This window comes from Candidatus Nanosynbacter sp. TM7-087 (assembly GCF_022828365.1).
Taxonomy (GTDB): domain Bacteria; phylum Patescibacteriota; class Saccharimonadia; order Saccharimonadales; family Saccharimonadaceae; genus Nanosynbacter.
This window is the reverse complement of record NZ_JAJQJU010000001.1, coordinates 171,631-186,711: the sequence shown is the minus strand read 5'-3', so window position 1 is coordinate 186,711 and position 15,081 is coordinate 171,631. Positions and strand designations below refer to the sequence as shown.

The window sequence follows — 15,081 nt, the reverse complement described above, 5'->3', positions numbered from 1 at the left end:
CCTTCGTGGTAGATTAGTTGTTTTTTGTAGTGGATGTTTGTTTTTGTTGGTGATTTTCCATCAACTTTCGTTCCACTGACTCCACTATACTACCCACACCTACCCACTTGCAAGCCCTTTTTTTGACTTTTTACCCATTTTTGCATCAAATAAAAACTTTTCCACACTTTTGTGGAAAAGCCTAGTGTTGGGTTGGTATAAGCCGACGCTATTAATATCTCTCAACAGACTCCCTACTTGCCTGCCTCAAGACCTCGTCAATTGCTAGCGCGTCAGGAGAAACTTCCAGCGCCCTACGGTTAATTCCGTATAGATATAAATTGTCCAAATCTCGCACGCGACTCAAAGCCACATAACCCATACCTTCAACAAACGCCTTTCTCAGATCAATCTTAGCCGCATCCAGTGTCATTCCCTGACTTTTATGAACTGTTATAGCCCACGCCAAACGCAGCGGAACTTGAGAAATGCTCGCTCGTTTGCGCTCTCCGTCTCGCAATTCCCAAACATCCGGTACCATCGTCACTCGACGACCATCTCGAAACTCAACAACCGGATATTCCGTCAGCGGCTCAAAATCCACGACCGTGCCGATGCTTCCATTGGCATACAATTTTTGCGGCGAATTTTTAACCGCCATCACCAACGCGCCCAGCTTAATTACCAGATTTTCTGGAGCCAAAACTGACCTTTGCAGATTCTCTACATAAATTTTCGAGCCTGTCGTCGTTTGCTGATACGAACGCTCTTCTCCTGGCAATTCCGCCAATTTTTGAATATTGATATCATCGACATCAACGTTTACAGTGTGTAGTTCTGTGATATCACCATCTGGCGACTCAATTTCCGTGCGCGCCAGCAACGCCTCGACGTGACGTCGCCTAACATCGCCAGTTCTTAGAGCGGTCAAAATCTCCAAAAGCCGCTCATCATTCTGGCGATATTGTCGCTCCAAATATAAAACCGCCGGCTGAAGTTCTTGCCAAGCATCAGAATAAACCACAAATCCGCCGCCCTGCTCATTTGGGCGATTCACTGGCGGCAATTGGAAAAAATCGCCACTCATCACCAACTGAATGCCACCAAATGGCTGATCATTTTCCCTGACGGTTCGTAAAACTTTATCAATCATATCCAGCCGAAAATCGTGAAGCATTGAAATCTCGTCAATGATCAACACGTCAGTTTTAGAAATCACATCACGCCGCGTTTTTGACAATCGTTCAAAAAAATTGTTCGGCAAATGATCATTCACACCAATGCCACCCCAGCTGTGAATTGTATTGCCACCAAGGTGCGTCGCCGCCAGACCAGTTGTCGCCGTTACCGACACCTTTTTACCCCGTTTTCGCGCCCGCGCAATAAAAGTATTCAACAGGTAAGTTTTGCCCGTTCCAGCCGCACCAGTCAGCAACGCCGACCGACCACTCAGCAGAATAGCCAGCGCCAATTCTTGATCCATTTTAGCCCCGTGGCGGTTCGCCTTCTGGCTCGCCGAGCAGCTTCTTCGACTTAATTTCGTAACGCTTGCCCGTGATTTTACTCTCGATATAATCCTCGTTAATGAGATTTACGAACATATCCAAATCATTGCCGTCCATGATAATAATCGCGCCGTTATCATCGCTCATCAACTCCAATTGCATCTCATCAGCATAGTCCAAAACATCTTCCTGCTTAACTGCGCCAATTTCCAACTTCTGCAATTTATTGACTGTCTTTTTGCGCTCTTTCACCAGAGTATTAAGATCCATTCCCTCCGGAAAACTCAGTTTATATTCCTTCTCAATTTCAGCCACTTTTTTATCAGCAATCACCTGCTTTTTATACTCATAGCCAAACATGCGCTCAAACTTTCCAGGATTAAACGCAAAAATATCTTTACCGACAATCAAAACTTGATTATCATCCGGAACCTTAAAGCCAATTTCCGCATTAAACGAACCAAATTTGCCGTCAGAAAACTCCCAAGCCAACGCACTCTTCAGTGTCTGACCTTGCTGGATTAGCTTAACAGTATAAAATACTGCATCAGGATTATTCTGATCGGTAAATCGCGCCACGATCCCCTTCATGCGCTTGAATTCGTGTTCAGTTTCCGAAAACTCCACGATGTCATGACGCTCATGCTCAATCAAATGAATCAGCGTTTCAGCTCGCCCAACCTTTTCCAGATCAGTCCTCAACAGAACATTATCTTCCGATTCACTCAATTCATAATCGCGAACACTCAGTCCAGTGCCCGCACCCAAATTGACCTGATTGATATAATCAAACAAGAACAGCGGTCTGAGTTGCTGCTCAACATCGCCTTTTATCGGCATAAAATATGGCGTGTAATTTTTGCTAAATAAGAACAGCTCTATCTGTAAATCATTCTTTTTTGCGTCATTTTGATTTGCCCACAAAAAAATATCAGTCGTTTCCCTCACTTCTTCCATTTTTCTAGTATAGCAATTTTTATCAGATGTCGCTAGCTGTTATTTTGTCAATCTTTCGCCTTCACGCGCCCGATTGGCCCATTCATCAGCTAATTCATTCCCTTCATCGCCTTCATGGCCGCGCACCCAACGGAGATCCGCCTGCGAATTTGAATATAATTCGTACAATTCTCGTACAATATCCAGATTTTTAATATCGCCGCCTTTTTTCGTCCAGCCGCGCTTTTCCCAACCCGGCGCCCACTTGGTAACCACGTTAATCCAAAACTCACTATCAGAATAAATCACACACGGCGCACCGTCAGCATCTTTCAGTGCTGCGATTAAAGCCTTGCCTTCCATGCGAATATTCGTCGTCTCACCGTCCTCTGAGCCCAAAATCCACGGTTGAAGATCGCGAATAACCGCAAAACCCCCCGGACCAGGATTTGGTGAAGCAGAGCCGTCAGTATAGTAAGTTGTCATTAGTATGATTATACACTAATTATAGCTCGCCTGGCTATCTTACGAGACGTACTGTTCATCTTATTATAGACTTTATAAAATTCACTAACGCGATCACGACTTTGTTTTGTTAAATGAGATTCCTTCTCCCCATCAGCACAGTTTGTAAAGAAGTCTTGCTTACGCTGCCAAATATCAATTATCTTCTCTGCTGTTTCATCACTCATATTGACCAAATCGCCGTAAATTTTCCGCAGCTTAAAGAAAAAGTGTGCCGCCTTTTTACCAGTACGAGCCACCAGACGAGCATCTGGCGTAGAAAACTGCATCTCAAACGGCGCATACGGAATTCTTCCATCGTCAGTTTCATAGAATCCCGTAATCTTCGCATCAGTAAATCCGCTACCACTATCCTTAAAACTGAACATTTTCATATCAACGCCTGGTATCTTATCGATAATTTTCTGGCGGATCTTCTCCTGGAAATCCGAAGAACCCTTAATAACAAAACACTCGCTTTTCCGTCCTGGAGCTGGATATGGAGTAATCTTACCGCCATTAACAGCTTTAATCACAGCATCAGCATAGGCATCAGCTAATTGCTCGTTGTCTTGACAAATTACCGTCATACCATATAAGTCGATCGGATGGAATTCTCCCGAATCTTTCAGAGGTTGAGAACGTTTATCATAATAACCTATGGTCTGCAGTAATTTTTTACAATACGAGCCGCGACCTTTACCTCGAGCCCTTACTTCCAATTCTGCCCCATTAGGGGTTTTTACAGTACCAGATCCAAAAAATGTGCTATGCGAGGAATTGGTATTTACAGCAGGCTTCAGATCTGACTCCCCTAGCAACTCAGAGAACACACCATTAAAGTTACCCATAGCAAAATCAAATCGTGTAGGATCGGTCGAATACCTGCTACCAAAATGCAACGACACAACCCTGTCCACCTCATTCATGATCGAATCGATATCATTACTCAAGGCATCTTTGCGATATAAAGCATCACCAATATTACGACCCGTCATAACACCAATTTCATCTTTTAGCTCAGATTCCAAGTTATCTAGCCCAATAATACTACACACCGGAATTAAGAAATTTTCAGCAAACACTGCACATTTATACGCGAACGCGCTATGATAAGGGGCGATTTTTAAGTTAGATAAGGTTATAGCTCCAGCAATCATTGCAGTTTCTAGACCTACGCCCTCAGCCCCCTCGCCTTTTGTTGAGAATATCTTTATCAAGTTATCAAGATGCGGTGCTGGAATTGACGGATTTTCAGCCCATGGACTCTTACCCTGATCGTCACCGTCCACATCTAAATCGTCAGGAATCATTTGATTGTCCTTAAGCTTTAGCGCTTTTCCTGCTAGCGAACCCTCATCAATATCTTCCATGTACGACGAAAAAGCCTCTTGTAAGACCTTATAATCCTCAACTATACCTATAACAGTATCCTTGCTAATCTCTTCAGAGGCGCCATCTAGCGACCTTGTAATATAATCAATGCGTCGCCTATCACTTAAACCTTCCGGCATCCCGATAATAATCTCTGCAGCCAGTTTACGCGACGGAGTTAAGTGATCTCCGCTAAATGTCTCCACCAATCCCATGACCAATTCTCTCCTTTCAAGAGAAAAGTCAACTTCGCCTTGATTTTGAAGATTGGTGATATTGTCTAATGATTCTTTACTTTTCATAATATAGCTTGTAAATTATATCACAAACTATAAATTTTTGCAATAGCTAGACGATAGTGGCTGTCTACGCAAAATAAATCCGCATCAATTCGCGCGCTACCCTGTCGGCATCGTGACGAATCAAGCTGCGCTGAGCCGCTAACGGATCGCTACTGGAGTTCGTGTTGACCCATACGTCATCAGCAATCAAACGCTTGCCCGACGCATAATAATGCTTTTTCTTCAGCAATTCCTTATCCCACTCGACCAAATATTCGCCGTCGTGAGCATATTTCTTTATCAATTCCTCTGGCGGGCGATGGTTATTGTAAAGCACATAATCCATATTCACCCCTGAAAATCGCTCAATTTCATCCGCAAAATCCGCCACGGTAAATCCATCAGTTTGCGTTGGCTTAGTAACCAAATTGCAGACATAGACTTTCTTCGCCTTCGTTTCAGCAAGCGCTCGAGTAACGCCTCGAACCAACAGCGCTGGCGCCAAACTACCATATAAAAGCCCCGGCGCAATCACCACCAAATCGGCATCCAAAATCGCTTGACGGGCTCGCGGGTTAATCGTAGCTGGCGGTTTAAGCTCTAGCCACGGACGCTCGCCGCGCGGAATCTTTAGCGACTCAGCCGCGTGTTGACCATCAACCACTGTGCCGTCCTTCAGTTTAATCGACATCGTTGTATCGTCCAGAGTAATCGGATAAACTCGGCCATTGACGCCCAAAACTTCGCTAGCCAATTCCACCGCATCAGCAAAACTTCCTGTCATCTTTTCCAGCGCCGCCATGAATAAATTGCCAAACGCGTGACCTTTCATACTGCCCTCGCCGAACCGGTAATTGAACAAATCGCGAACTTTCGGCGAAGTGCTTAACGCCACCAGGCATTGCCTGACGTCGCCCGCCGGCAACACGCCCAATTCATCGCGCAACACGCCAGTTGAGCCGCCATCGTCAACCATATTGACCAACGCTGTAATGCTGTGTGTATATTTTTTCAATCCAGAAAGCAGCGTGAAACTTCCCGTTCCGCCACCAATAACTACAACTTTTACCCCAAAATAATCATTATTCGAACTATCCGTCATGCCTGAATTATAGCACTTAATAAGCTCTAAACCAACGTACCTTTTGGCAACGCCCATTCCAAAAAGGGCTGCTGCTGACAATCAATCGCGTTAATAATATGAGTAGCAATTTTTGCTGGATCGTTGAAAAACATATAATCAGCCGGAAGATCGCGCCCATTCCAAAACGGAGTTTTCATAGCACCAGGCAAAAATAGTGCAACTTTAACTGGAAGTTTTTGCTCATCTGCCTGCATTCCCAAACTTCGCGCCAAACCCGCTTGAGCGTGCTTCGTGGCAACGTACACAGCTTCATCCGGGCGCGCTTTAACGCTACTTGTCGACCCGATAATTGTCAGTACAGACTTGCGATTCTGCGTTGACATCTTACGCCAAGCCCATTGGACCAGCGGCAACGCGCCCGAAAAATTAACTTCCGCCATACTGCGAACACTCGGCTGATCTTCAAAATTGCCGCGCCAGCCATATCCAGCCGCCCACACAAATTGATCAATATCATCGCCGTTTAAAATCTGCTCAATTCGCGCCGACGCCGACTCCACTTGATCTGAATAATAAACATCCAGAGGAAAACCCTCGCCGTGTTTTTGCGGATTATGAGTCTTTCCCAGCACCAACACACGCTCGCCACGTTTCCGTAGCTGCTTCGCCATTTCCAAACCAAGCCCACTCGTCCCACCAAGAATAATATGCATATGGTTATTATAGCAATGGCAATATTAAATGTAAATTCCGTATCTAAGCCTCGGCCAAGCTTCTGCCAGCTCCTCGGCTGAAAATTCCTTGACAGAATCCAGCTCCCGTAAAGGCGTTTCCAAGCAAAGCCCAACAGCCACGGCAGCCACTCGCTTTATGAGATATTCCGCATTATCTGAAGAAAAATAAGCATTCTTCCTGAATCCTCCTCTTATCCCTCCAACAGAATGTACACCCCGCCCATCCCGCCAGCTTCGCAGCTCAGTTTTACCATACGGAAACTGAAATGGCGATTGTATGAACGTAGACCGACCAGGAAGGCGCTTCTCTGCTAACATGATATGTCCCGAATACTCACGACAGCGACTAGCCAACATTACATCCATATCGAGAACCTCGTCCTTAACAACTAATCTAGTCAATAAAGCAAATAACAAATCCTCGTCGACTTCGCCCTCCATAATATTCTCGATTTTAACCCTGGCGCCGTAATTATCAGTTTTCATCATACGTTAAATCTTTGGCTATTTTCTTATACTCTCTCCACTTGCTACCAAAATCCACATTGCCATGGAAACGAGAAACAAGCTCATCCACTTTATCCGGAGAGAAACTCTCAGTAGGCGATTCCTTAAGCTCTTCTAATGACAATCCTGCACAATGCAAAGCCACAGCTCCGACGCGCAAAGCAAGCCTGACGATCTCTAGCTTCTGATCGTCGTCAGGGTTATTCTCAATGAAATCAGGAACAACAAGCTCGGTTGGTATTACTTTGCGCAAGAAAGAAATTCCACTATGCGACATAGGATCAGCTAATAGCCAGCCACTTACCTTCACCTCATCTTCAACTCCCAGACACTCTGAAATAGACACTCGCGCCATATTCTCACCAATTCCACGAACCTTTTCTATTAAATCCTCATGACTACGAATATCACCCACTCTTCTGGCAAACACCATGGACGCATTCACCGTCCCATCTTCTTCCAAAGACCAATCGCCATCATAGATTCCAATCAAGCGCCGACTTTCAACAGAGGAATAATTCTCTGAGCCATCACCAGAGTCAATAAATCTAATACCAAAAGATACGCCGCCTGTACTTTTTTCCATGCGTTATATTCTATACTATTTTATGGAAAAAGTCAATACTATTCTGTCGGCAAACTATTTGCGCCACACAATTTCTGCCACTTCAAATGCACGTTATATCGAAGCGGCGCACCCGACTCGCTCTCTTGGAGTCGCAACTCTTCAGGATCAATAAACATCACTTCGTCTGCATCAACGCCCGCTGAAAAATCAAAATTTTCCATCCACACACGACAGGAAAAACAAATTTGATTAGCATCAATTCGCTCAATATAAATTTCGTCCGACGCATCAAAAAGCTGATAGCGAAGATTGCCCTTATATCCAACTTCTTCATACAATTCCCGCTTCAAAGCCGACTCAAAAGTTTCACCATAATCCATTCCGCCGCCAGGAAGATCCCAAAGCGGCCGTCCATCCTCTTTGACAACCAAAATCTGCCCAGCGTCGTTGTAAATCAGAGCTTTTATGGAAACGCGATACAGACAATCCAGATGGTCCGTTCCATCTAAATTCTGTGTAATGATACGTCCGTTGGTGATTTTTGTCATGAAAGTCATTATACTACACCCGAGCGCTAGATAGCTAATACCATTTCACCTACAGTATACTCTGTCTTTCCAATATCTCTTTCCAATATCCATTTACTAACTACTCATTGGGTGTTAATAAGTTAGGAATTACCTAAATTACCTAATTGTGATACTCTTTTATTTTTCCTGCATATTCAGTCAAAAGATTCTTTGAATAAATTTTTTCATTTCTTGAATCTCTAACTTCTTTCCAAAGAATAGCAGCTACTTTTAACTTATTCGAATAGTTGCGACTATTTTCGTCTGCACAGAAATCCTTTAAAAATTGATTCCATTGACAAACCGAATTATCATATTTAGCATAATCCGATTTTCCATAATAAACTTTCAGCATATCTTGAATCGTAAAACTCAAATCATTTTCACTTTTTACTTTTCTCCAAGCAGTAGCCATATCAGCAGTAAATTTAAAAGGTGCAATACCTGTTACGGCAGAGAAATATTCTCTAAATTTTGTATTAAAGGAAAACCCACATTCAAGTAATGGCATATATAGAGTAATATTTTCAACTTGCTTTGTTTCGTTTTTTATTGATGATTTTTTAATTAAATTACCCTTAAAGTACTGCTCAATAATATAATTAAGTTCTTGTTTTGTACCTCTATGTTCTAATGCTAGCGACCTGCATATCTGTGAAAGTTCTTCACGATACCAATAGTATTGATTAAACTCATCAAACGATGTGATTTTATCAAACTCAGGTCTACTTTTTGTCAATCTTTTATCTCCTCAAAACCAATTTGCTTTTTTCACGTCCAATATCTACAACTCCTCAACCTTCACTCGCCTCTGTTCCGTCGTATCTCGCTCACGAACAGTAACAGTGTCATCATCCAGCGTCTGAAAATCGACAACCACGCAGTGCGGCGTACCAATTTCATCCTGACGGCGATAGCGCTTACCGATGTTTCCATTGTCATCCCACATAACACGTCCAGGATTTTTCTTAGATAGGTTGGCGTAGATTTCACGCGCCTTCTCCACCAATTCTGGCTTATTCTTAAGTAGCGGCGAAACGGCAAATTTAACCGGCGCCAAATGTTCTGGAAGTGCCAGATAAACACGTTTACTGCCGTTCTGTTCGTCCTCACGATACGCACTCGACAACACCGCCATCAGCGCCCGCTCAACACCAAAACTCGGCTCAATCACATGCGGCACAAACTTTTCATTCGTCCCCTTGATTGTATACTCCATACTCTTGCCGCTGACACGCTGAATGTTCATCAAGTCAAAATCAGTCCGATACGCAATTCCCATCAACTCTTCCTTGCCAATTGGAAAATCGTATTCAATGTCAATCGTTTTCTTACTGTAATGCGCCCTGTCTTCCGCCGGAACGTCCAACTCGTGAATATTATCAGGATTTAATCCCAATGCCTCCAAAAACTCATGCGTCGACTTCAATAATTCATCAAACGCTTCCTGCCATTTTTCTGGATTGACAAAATACTCAATCTCCATTTGCTCAAACTCCCGAGAACGGAAAACAAAATCTCGCGGCGCAATTTCATTGCGAAACGCTTTGCCCTGCTGAGCAATTCCAAACGGCAAGTCTGGATAAAAACTATCAACAACGTTCTTAAAATTGGTAAAAATTCCCTGAGCGGTTTCTGGACGAAGATATGCAACGCTGTCTTCACTTTCAGTGGCGCCGACGCTCGTCTTAAACATCATATTAAACGTGCGAGATTTACTCAGTAGATTTCCGTCTGGGCTTTTAATTCCCTTTTCTGCAATCACTTCATCCATTTGCTCCATCGTCAAGCCGTCCGCATCAACCCCATTGTCTTTAAGGATATGATCCGTACGATAACGCCGATGATTAACCGTATCTTCACACAATGGATCAACAAACGTATCGACATGCCCACTCGCCTTCCAGACTTTCGGATTCATCAGAATCGCCGCATCGACGCCATATATATCATCACGCTCGTCAACAAACATTCGCCACCACAAATTCATGATGTTGCGCTTCAATTGAACGCCAAGCGGACCATAATCCCACGTTCCAGACAAACCGCCGTAAACATCAGAACCCTGATAAATAAAACCTCGACGCTTACACAGGCTAATAATATCTTCCATTTTCGCTTGACTCATTGAAAAAACCTTTCTCCATGTTGGCAACATGGCGATTCACATTATTTCCTAAATTATACCATTTTACGAGCAATTTTACACCGCGGCGTGCTGTCTGGCGGTCAGCCAACAATCGTTTATAACCTCAGTTATTCCGCCAATTTGCGCCACGTTTGCCAGAGGCTTGGCCTGGATTAACCTTAACAATTTGATAGCGTCTGCGCCCAAATCGCCCTGCTCCGCCAATCTCAAGCCTTTCTCTGCATTGTCATACATATATTTTTTATCAGAGAGCAACGGTGCTGTCGTCACATCTGTGCGAAGATTCAATTCATCACCCAGCAAACTCGCGTATTGCAAATAAAACCACGTTTCAATCAATTTTTGGTTTATTGCAGGATTATTCAATTGCTCCAAAACTTGACTCAGCACATAATACCATTCTGGTTCGTCAATATTTTCACTCGCCGCAGAAACCAATTTCATTACCGAATAAGCAAACTGCATCCGATCGTAATCTTCCAAAATATGCCGATAAAAAGCCGATAATCGAGCGGAAGTTAATAGCCCCAAATCGCCCCGACCAGAACGAATAACCACGTCGCAAATCGCGAATAATTCGATTCCGCCCGCCAATTTACTGCGCTCGCGTCGCACGCCTTTTGCGATTACGCTACGTCGACCTTTTGGGGTTAATAATTGCAAAACTCGGTCAGCTTCGGCGTAATTCGTTCGCCTCAAAACAATTGCTTTTACTCGTTCACTCTGCCCCGTCATTTAAAACCTCGCGAAAAATCGCCCGCGCCTCATTCGGACGCATCGATGTTTTATTCAAAATCGCCTTCACGCCAAGCGGACGCAAATCATCCATTTTAGCGTCGATATTCGTGCAAACCACAATCGGCAGACTCGCCAAATCCGCGTACGATCGCAGCTCATTCAACAGAGCAATCGCCGTTTCTCCCGCCAGCAACATATCCAAAATCACCGCATCAGGCCTCCAATCATCAATAATTTCAATTGCCTGAGCTCCAGAAACTGCCACTTGGTACTCTACCCCAACATCCGCAGCAAACTTGCCCAGGATATCCGCCCAATTCTTATCATCCTCAACGATTAACAGTTTTTTCATATCAAACTCAACTGCCTGCTAACTGGCATTTCTACATAAAAAGTCAATCCATCACGGTGACGAATCAGACCAATCCGCCCGTTCATCGCCCGCGCAAATTGATTCGCCACGTAAATCCCCAGCCCGCTACTTTCCGGCCTTGTTCGCACGGTTTTTCGCGTTTCCATTTCATCAAGCAAAAGCCGATATTCCTTCAAGCTCATCATCGGTCCAAAATCCCGCACGCTCATTCTCACGGCATCTTTTGTCGCCTTAACCGAAACCTTAATCTCCGATCCGTCCTCCGTATACACCAACGCGTTATTCAAAAAGTTCGTTAAAATTCGCCCCAAAAGCGTTCGGTTCGCTAATATTAATTGACTATTTCGACTGCTCTTAGGCCAGCTAACTTTTCGCCCATAAAGTATTGCGTTGAACTTTGTTTCCATCGCTACTTGCTGACATAAAGCCAACGGATTGACCGGCTCAAGCGGAAATAACGACGGCGTTAAATTAGCTGAATTTGCCAAATCGATCGTAAGCTGCAACGCCTGCTCAGAAGTCCGAATAATTCGTTGCTGGATCTGAGTTTTATCGGCAGAACTGGTTAAGTCGTCGTCCAATAGTAGCGCCAGTTGCCTAATCAAAGCCAGCGGCGTTTTTAGCTCATGTGCCGCAACCAAAACGCTCGGCAATCCCCCAAAATCAGCATCACTCCACTCTTTACCTGCCATACAATTCTAGTATAGCAAATATATCTCGGGTTTTTCTATTCAGAGATTTTTACAGTGCTCAATATAGTCTGAAAATCTGGCTTGAACGTGTCTGCGTCGGTTGAAAAACGAATAGTTTTATCGCGAACTTTCATCAAAACCACAGAGCCGCGCAATTCTTTCTCAAATGTACCGTCAATCCGAGTTGCTGAAATTCCGTTAAACTCAGTACTACTTGAGGTCAATTCACCCTTCTTTAGTCGTGATTGATAATCATTTAGCACCGTATCCATATTCTTGTTGATAATCTCCAGCCTTAATGCAAACCGACTATTTTTATTAGTTGTCGAAGGAACTGAAACAGGATGAAGATAAGCTTTGTAATCACCCCTGTCACTGCCGTCATTCCCTATATATACACTCCAAGTTTTTGGATACATGAACGATACTCGACCGTATTCAGCAGGACCAACAAATTCAATACGCGGGTTTTTTGCTTCTTCAGAAAATTTCTTCTGGTCTGATTCGGCTTGTTCGCTCTTTCCCTTAGCGACTTCAATTGCCACTTTACTATCAACGCTACTTTTTTCTCGGGAGTATTGCATATACGCCCAAATTGCCAAAGATCCAGCAATCAAAAACAATATCAGACAGCCGATTGTGCCGACCATCCAGCCATTAACTGAGCCGCGCTCACTTCTATTTCTCGTAATCATAATTAGAGTATAGCTTATGCTTTAATTGATGTAAAGATTCTACTCAGCATTAAAATCCTCGCTAAGAACCTCGATATCATGTCGCATATCTTCCAGCGTGGCAGTAATTTTTTTTGACAATTCTCTCGCCTCAATAAACCTCTGTTTCGCCTCATCCAAATTAAAATCATCGCCTTGAAACCACGCGATTCGCTCGTTCAATTCAGTCATCATTTGCTCAATTGTCATATCGTTGTTCACTATTCTCAATCCTCGCTTTCATAATTATATCTTTTGTTGTAATCTCTACAATATTACCAATCTGTAAATCGCCCTTGATCATTGCATAGCCACGACGCAGCGCCATTTCTGGATCATACTCAGCGATGACTTTTTGTTGCGACAATGTTGCATTTGCAGCCACATCCACACGGCTTGACCACTGTTTTAGCGCTTCTTTTTGCAACATTGTTGCATTAAGCGATTGTTCTTCGATAGCTCTACAAATTGAATCTTTCGCGTCAATTAGCCTGTAATGCAAATGCCTAACCACTTCTCGCTTATCAGGAAACAGCAATTGCGCGGCGTTGCTCGGCGTGGCTGCGCGAACGTCCGCCGCCAAATCGCATAAACTCTCATCAATTTCATGACCAATTCCAGTCATTGTTGGAATGCGACTACTCGCCACCGTCCGTACTAGTTTCTCATCATTAAAACTCGCCAAATCTTCCGCACTGCCACCGCCACGAATCAAAACAATCACATCTGGAGATTCTGGCATTTGATTAAAATATGAAATCGCTCGCACAGCTTGATCTGCAGCATTCGCACCCTGCACACTAACATCGGCGACTACGAATTTCACACCACCCCAACGCTCACTGGAAATCTTCATAAAGTCCGCATACCCCGCTGCTTTCGTACTGGAAATAACAGCCACTCGCTGGGGATATTGCGGTAATGGACGCTTTCTTTCAGAATTAAACAAACCCTCAACTGTCAATTTTTGCTTCAAAAGATCAAAACTTCGCTTCAAACTTCCCTTGCCTAATGGGCGAATCTCTTGAACATTCAAACTAAAAGCGCCTTTATCTCTAAGTATTGGCATCGCCCGAACGACAACTTTCATTCCATCTTCAATTGGCGTACGTAAATTGCTAAAACCAACAAAACACCGAACCAGCCCGTCGTCATCTTTTAAATCGAAAAAGGCGTATTTCGGAGGATAAGACTTGAAACTAGAAACCTCGCCCTCAACTTCAACCATTCCAGCAAAAGCCACGTCAAAAGTTTGATTGACAATTGCTATGAAATTGCTAACGCTAAACCTGGGAATCATCTGGCTTGCCGTATTTAATCAGTGCGTGTTGATAGAAAATATAACCAAAGATAATCGTGCCAGTAAGTAAAATTGCTCGCGTCAAAATTATTCCAGCAATCGCCAAATCCGGCGGAGTGCCTGCCATACTTAAGAAAATAATCATAATAGTTTCATAAACTCCCGCCCCTCCAGGCGTAAACACGACAATCGCTGCCAATCCCGCCACGCCGTATCCAACCATCAAAATCGCCGGATTAACAAAAACGCCCAGCGACAGAAACGCCACAGCAAACATCGCCACGTCAAAAACAGTGTAGACAGTTCCCCAAATCATCGGTTTTATCAGAAGTTTCGGATGATTGGACAAATCTTGAAAATCGTCCTGCATATCAACAAAAAACTCTTCGACTTTCTTCGACTTCATTACTCGTCGCTTCTTACCCAAGGTCACAATTTTCACCAATGCATTGATAAACTTAGACAATTTAGCGGCAGTCATCTGCATACGACGCTTTGACGAAAACACGAAAATCAGACCAAACGTCAGCGCCAAAACCACGATAATCAGCAAGAAACTAGCGGCAACGATATAACGATTAACCTTGCCATCGATAGCAAGCGCCAGCACAGCAATCACCAACAAAACCAAAAGCGACAAAAATCCCGTAACGTAACGAATCACCTGCGCAAATGTCGAACGCGCCGAACTCACGCCGAGCTTGTGCATTCGCCAAGTCGTATACGAAATTCCACTAACTCCGCCCGACGGAAAAATGTGATTGACCAAATTAAGCTCCAGCGCAATCCTCGTCTGCTCCAGCCTGGAAATATGATGAATCAGATTCTTCTCTCTCAGATACGAAAAAATCATCTCGCCGCCAGCGAAGTACACGATAATCTGAAACGGTAATAGTAAGAATAATAGCCATAAATCCGCGTGCAAAAACAGATTCCACGCCTTCACGAGCTCATGCCGAGATAGAAAAATTATTATTGCCAAAACCACCAACGTCAAAACGCTCATAATAGCTCGTGGCGATTTTAACAGTTGCAACACCTTCGGTAACATAACCTTCATTATACCACGATAAAT

General features: G+C 43.8%; 18 protein-coding genes. All 18 read right to left on the bottom strand.

The window, feature by feature from the left end; genetic code table 11:
- Window positions 1-211: 211 nt before the first annotated feature.
- The 18 genes from LRM41_RS00990 to LRM41_RS00905 all read right to left on the bottom strand — a co-directional run bounded on the left by LRM41_RS00990 (window position 212) and on the right by LRM41_RS00905 (window position 15,057).
- Window positions 212-1,462 (bottom strand): ATP-dependent DNA helicase, encoded by a 1,251-nt coding sequence (locus LRM41_RS00990; protein ID WP_243819084.1) that lies wholly within the window; start codon window positions 1,460-1,462, stop codon window positions 212-214.
- A gap of 1 nt (window position 1,463) precedes the next feature.
- A complete protein-coding gene (locus LRM41_RS00985) occupies window positions 1,464-2,441 on the bottom strand; it encodes a Kiwa anti-phage protein KwaB-like domain-containing protein (protein ID WP_243819083.1) in 978 nt (325 codons plus the stop codon).
- Window positions 2,442-2,480: 39 nt separating this feature from the next.
- Window positions 2,481-2,906, bottom strand: coding sequence for a ribonuclease H family protein (locus LRM41_RS00980; protein WP_243819082.1), 426 nt, complete (start codon window positions 2,904-2,906; stop codon window positions 2,481-2,483).
- 8 nt (window positions 2,907-2,914) lie between these two features.
- Window positions 2,915-4,600: a hypothetical protein gene (locus LRM41_RS00975; protein ID WP_243819081.1), complete on the bottom strand. Its 1,686-nt coding sequence runs from the start codon at window positions 4,598-4,600 to the stop codon at window positions 2,915-2,917.
- Between the two features lie 64 nt (window positions 4,601-4,664).
- Window positions 4,665-5,681: a gluconeogenesis factor YvcK family protein gene (locus LRM41_RS00970; protein WP_243819080.1), complete on the bottom strand. Its 1,017-nt coding sequence runs from the start codon at window positions 5,679-5,681 to the stop codon at window positions 4,665-4,667.
- A 26-nt stretch (window positions 5,682-5,707) separates the two neighbouring features.
- The gene (locus LRM41_RS00965) at window positions 5,708-6,376 is read right to left on the bottom strand and encodes an SDR family NAD(P)-dependent oxidoreductase (RefSeq protein ID WP_243819079.1); all 669 of its coding nucleotides are present in this window, start codon (window positions 6,374-6,376) and stop codon (window positions 5,708-5,710) included.
- 24 nt (window positions 6,377-6,400) lie between these two features.
- The gene (locus LRM41_RS00960) at window positions 6,401-6,886 is read right to left on the bottom strand and encodes a hypothetical protein (RefSeq protein WP_243819078.1); all 486 of its coding nucleotides are present in this window, start codon (window positions 6,884-6,886) and stop codon (window positions 6,401-6,403) included.
- Window positions 6,873-7,490: a hypothetical protein gene (locus LRM41_RS00955; RefSeq protein WP_243819077.1), complete on the bottom strand. Its 618-nt coding sequence runs from the start codon at window positions 7,488-7,490 to the stop codon at window positions 6,873-6,875. The genes LRM41_RS00960 and LRM41_RS00955 overlap by 14 nt, the downstream gene beginning before the upstream one ends.
- Window positions 7,491-7,528: 38 nt before the next feature.
- Entirely contained in the window at window positions 7,529-8,020 is a 492-nt protein-coding gene (locus LRM41_RS00950; protein WP_243819076.1) for an NUDIX hydrolase, read from the bottom strand.
- 142 nt (window positions 8,021-8,162) lie between these two features.
- Entirely contained in the window at window positions 8,163-8,780 is a 618-nt protein-coding gene (locus tag LRM41_RS00945) for an SAP domain-containing protein (RefSeq protein ID WP_146555028.1), read from the bottom strand.
- Between the two features lie 45 nt (window positions 8,781-8,825).
- Window positions 8,826-10,169, bottom strand: coding sequence for a glycine--tRNA ligase (locus LRM41_RS00940; protein ID WP_243819075.1), 1,344 nt, complete (start codon window positions 10,167-10,169; stop codon window positions 8,826-8,828).
- 75 nt (window positions 10,170-10,244) lie between these two features.
- Complete coding sequence (recO, locus tag LRM41_RS00935) at window positions 10,245-10,925, bottom strand: DNA repair protein RecO (protein WP_243819074.1); 681 nt, start codon at window positions 10,923-10,925, stop codon at window positions 10,245-10,247.
- Entirely contained in the window at window positions 10,909-11,280 is a 372-nt protein-coding gene (locus LRM41_RS00930) for a response regulator (RefSeq protein ID WP_243819073.1), read from the bottom strand. The genes recO and LRM41_RS00930 overlap by 17 nt, the downstream gene beginning before the upstream one ends.
- Window positions 11,277-11,993: a sensor histidine kinase gene (locus LRM41_RS00925; protein WP_243819072.1), complete on the bottom strand. Its 717-nt coding sequence runs from the start codon at window positions 11,991-11,993 to the stop codon at window positions 11,277-11,279. The genes LRM41_RS00930 and LRM41_RS00925 overlap by 4 nt, the downstream gene beginning before the upstream one ends.
- Window positions 11,994-12,028: 35 nt before the next feature.
- Entirely contained in the window at window positions 12,029-12,688 is a 660-nt protein-coding gene (locus LRM41_RS00920) for a hypothetical protein (RefSeq protein WP_243819071.1), read from the bottom strand.
- 39 nt (window positions 12,689-12,727) lie between these two features.
- Window positions 12,728-12,937, bottom strand: a complete 210-nt coding sequence (locus LRM41_RS00915) for a hypothetical protein (protein WP_243819070.1) — start codon at window positions 12,935-12,937, stop codon at window positions 12,728-12,730.
- On the bottom strand, window positions 12,906-14,006 hold the full coding sequence (gene xseA, locus LRM41_RS00910; RefSeq protein ID WP_243819069.1) for an exodeoxyribonuclease VII large subunit: 1,101 nt from the start codon (window positions 14,004-14,006) through the stop codon (window positions 12,906-12,908). Before xseA ends, LRM41_RS00915 begins: the two co-directional genes overlap by 32 nt.
- Window positions 13,990-15,057 carry a lysylphosphatidylglycerol synthase transmembrane domain-containing protein gene (locus LRM41_RS00905; RefSeq protein ID WP_243819068.1) on the bottom strand — a complete coding sequence of 356 codons (1,068 nt, stop codon included), beginning with the start codon at window positions 15,055-15,057 and terminating at the stop codon, window positions 13,990-13,992. The genes xseA and LRM41_RS00905 overlap by 17 nt, the downstream gene beginning before the upstream one ends.
- Window positions 15,058-15,081 lie beyond the last annotated feature (24 nt).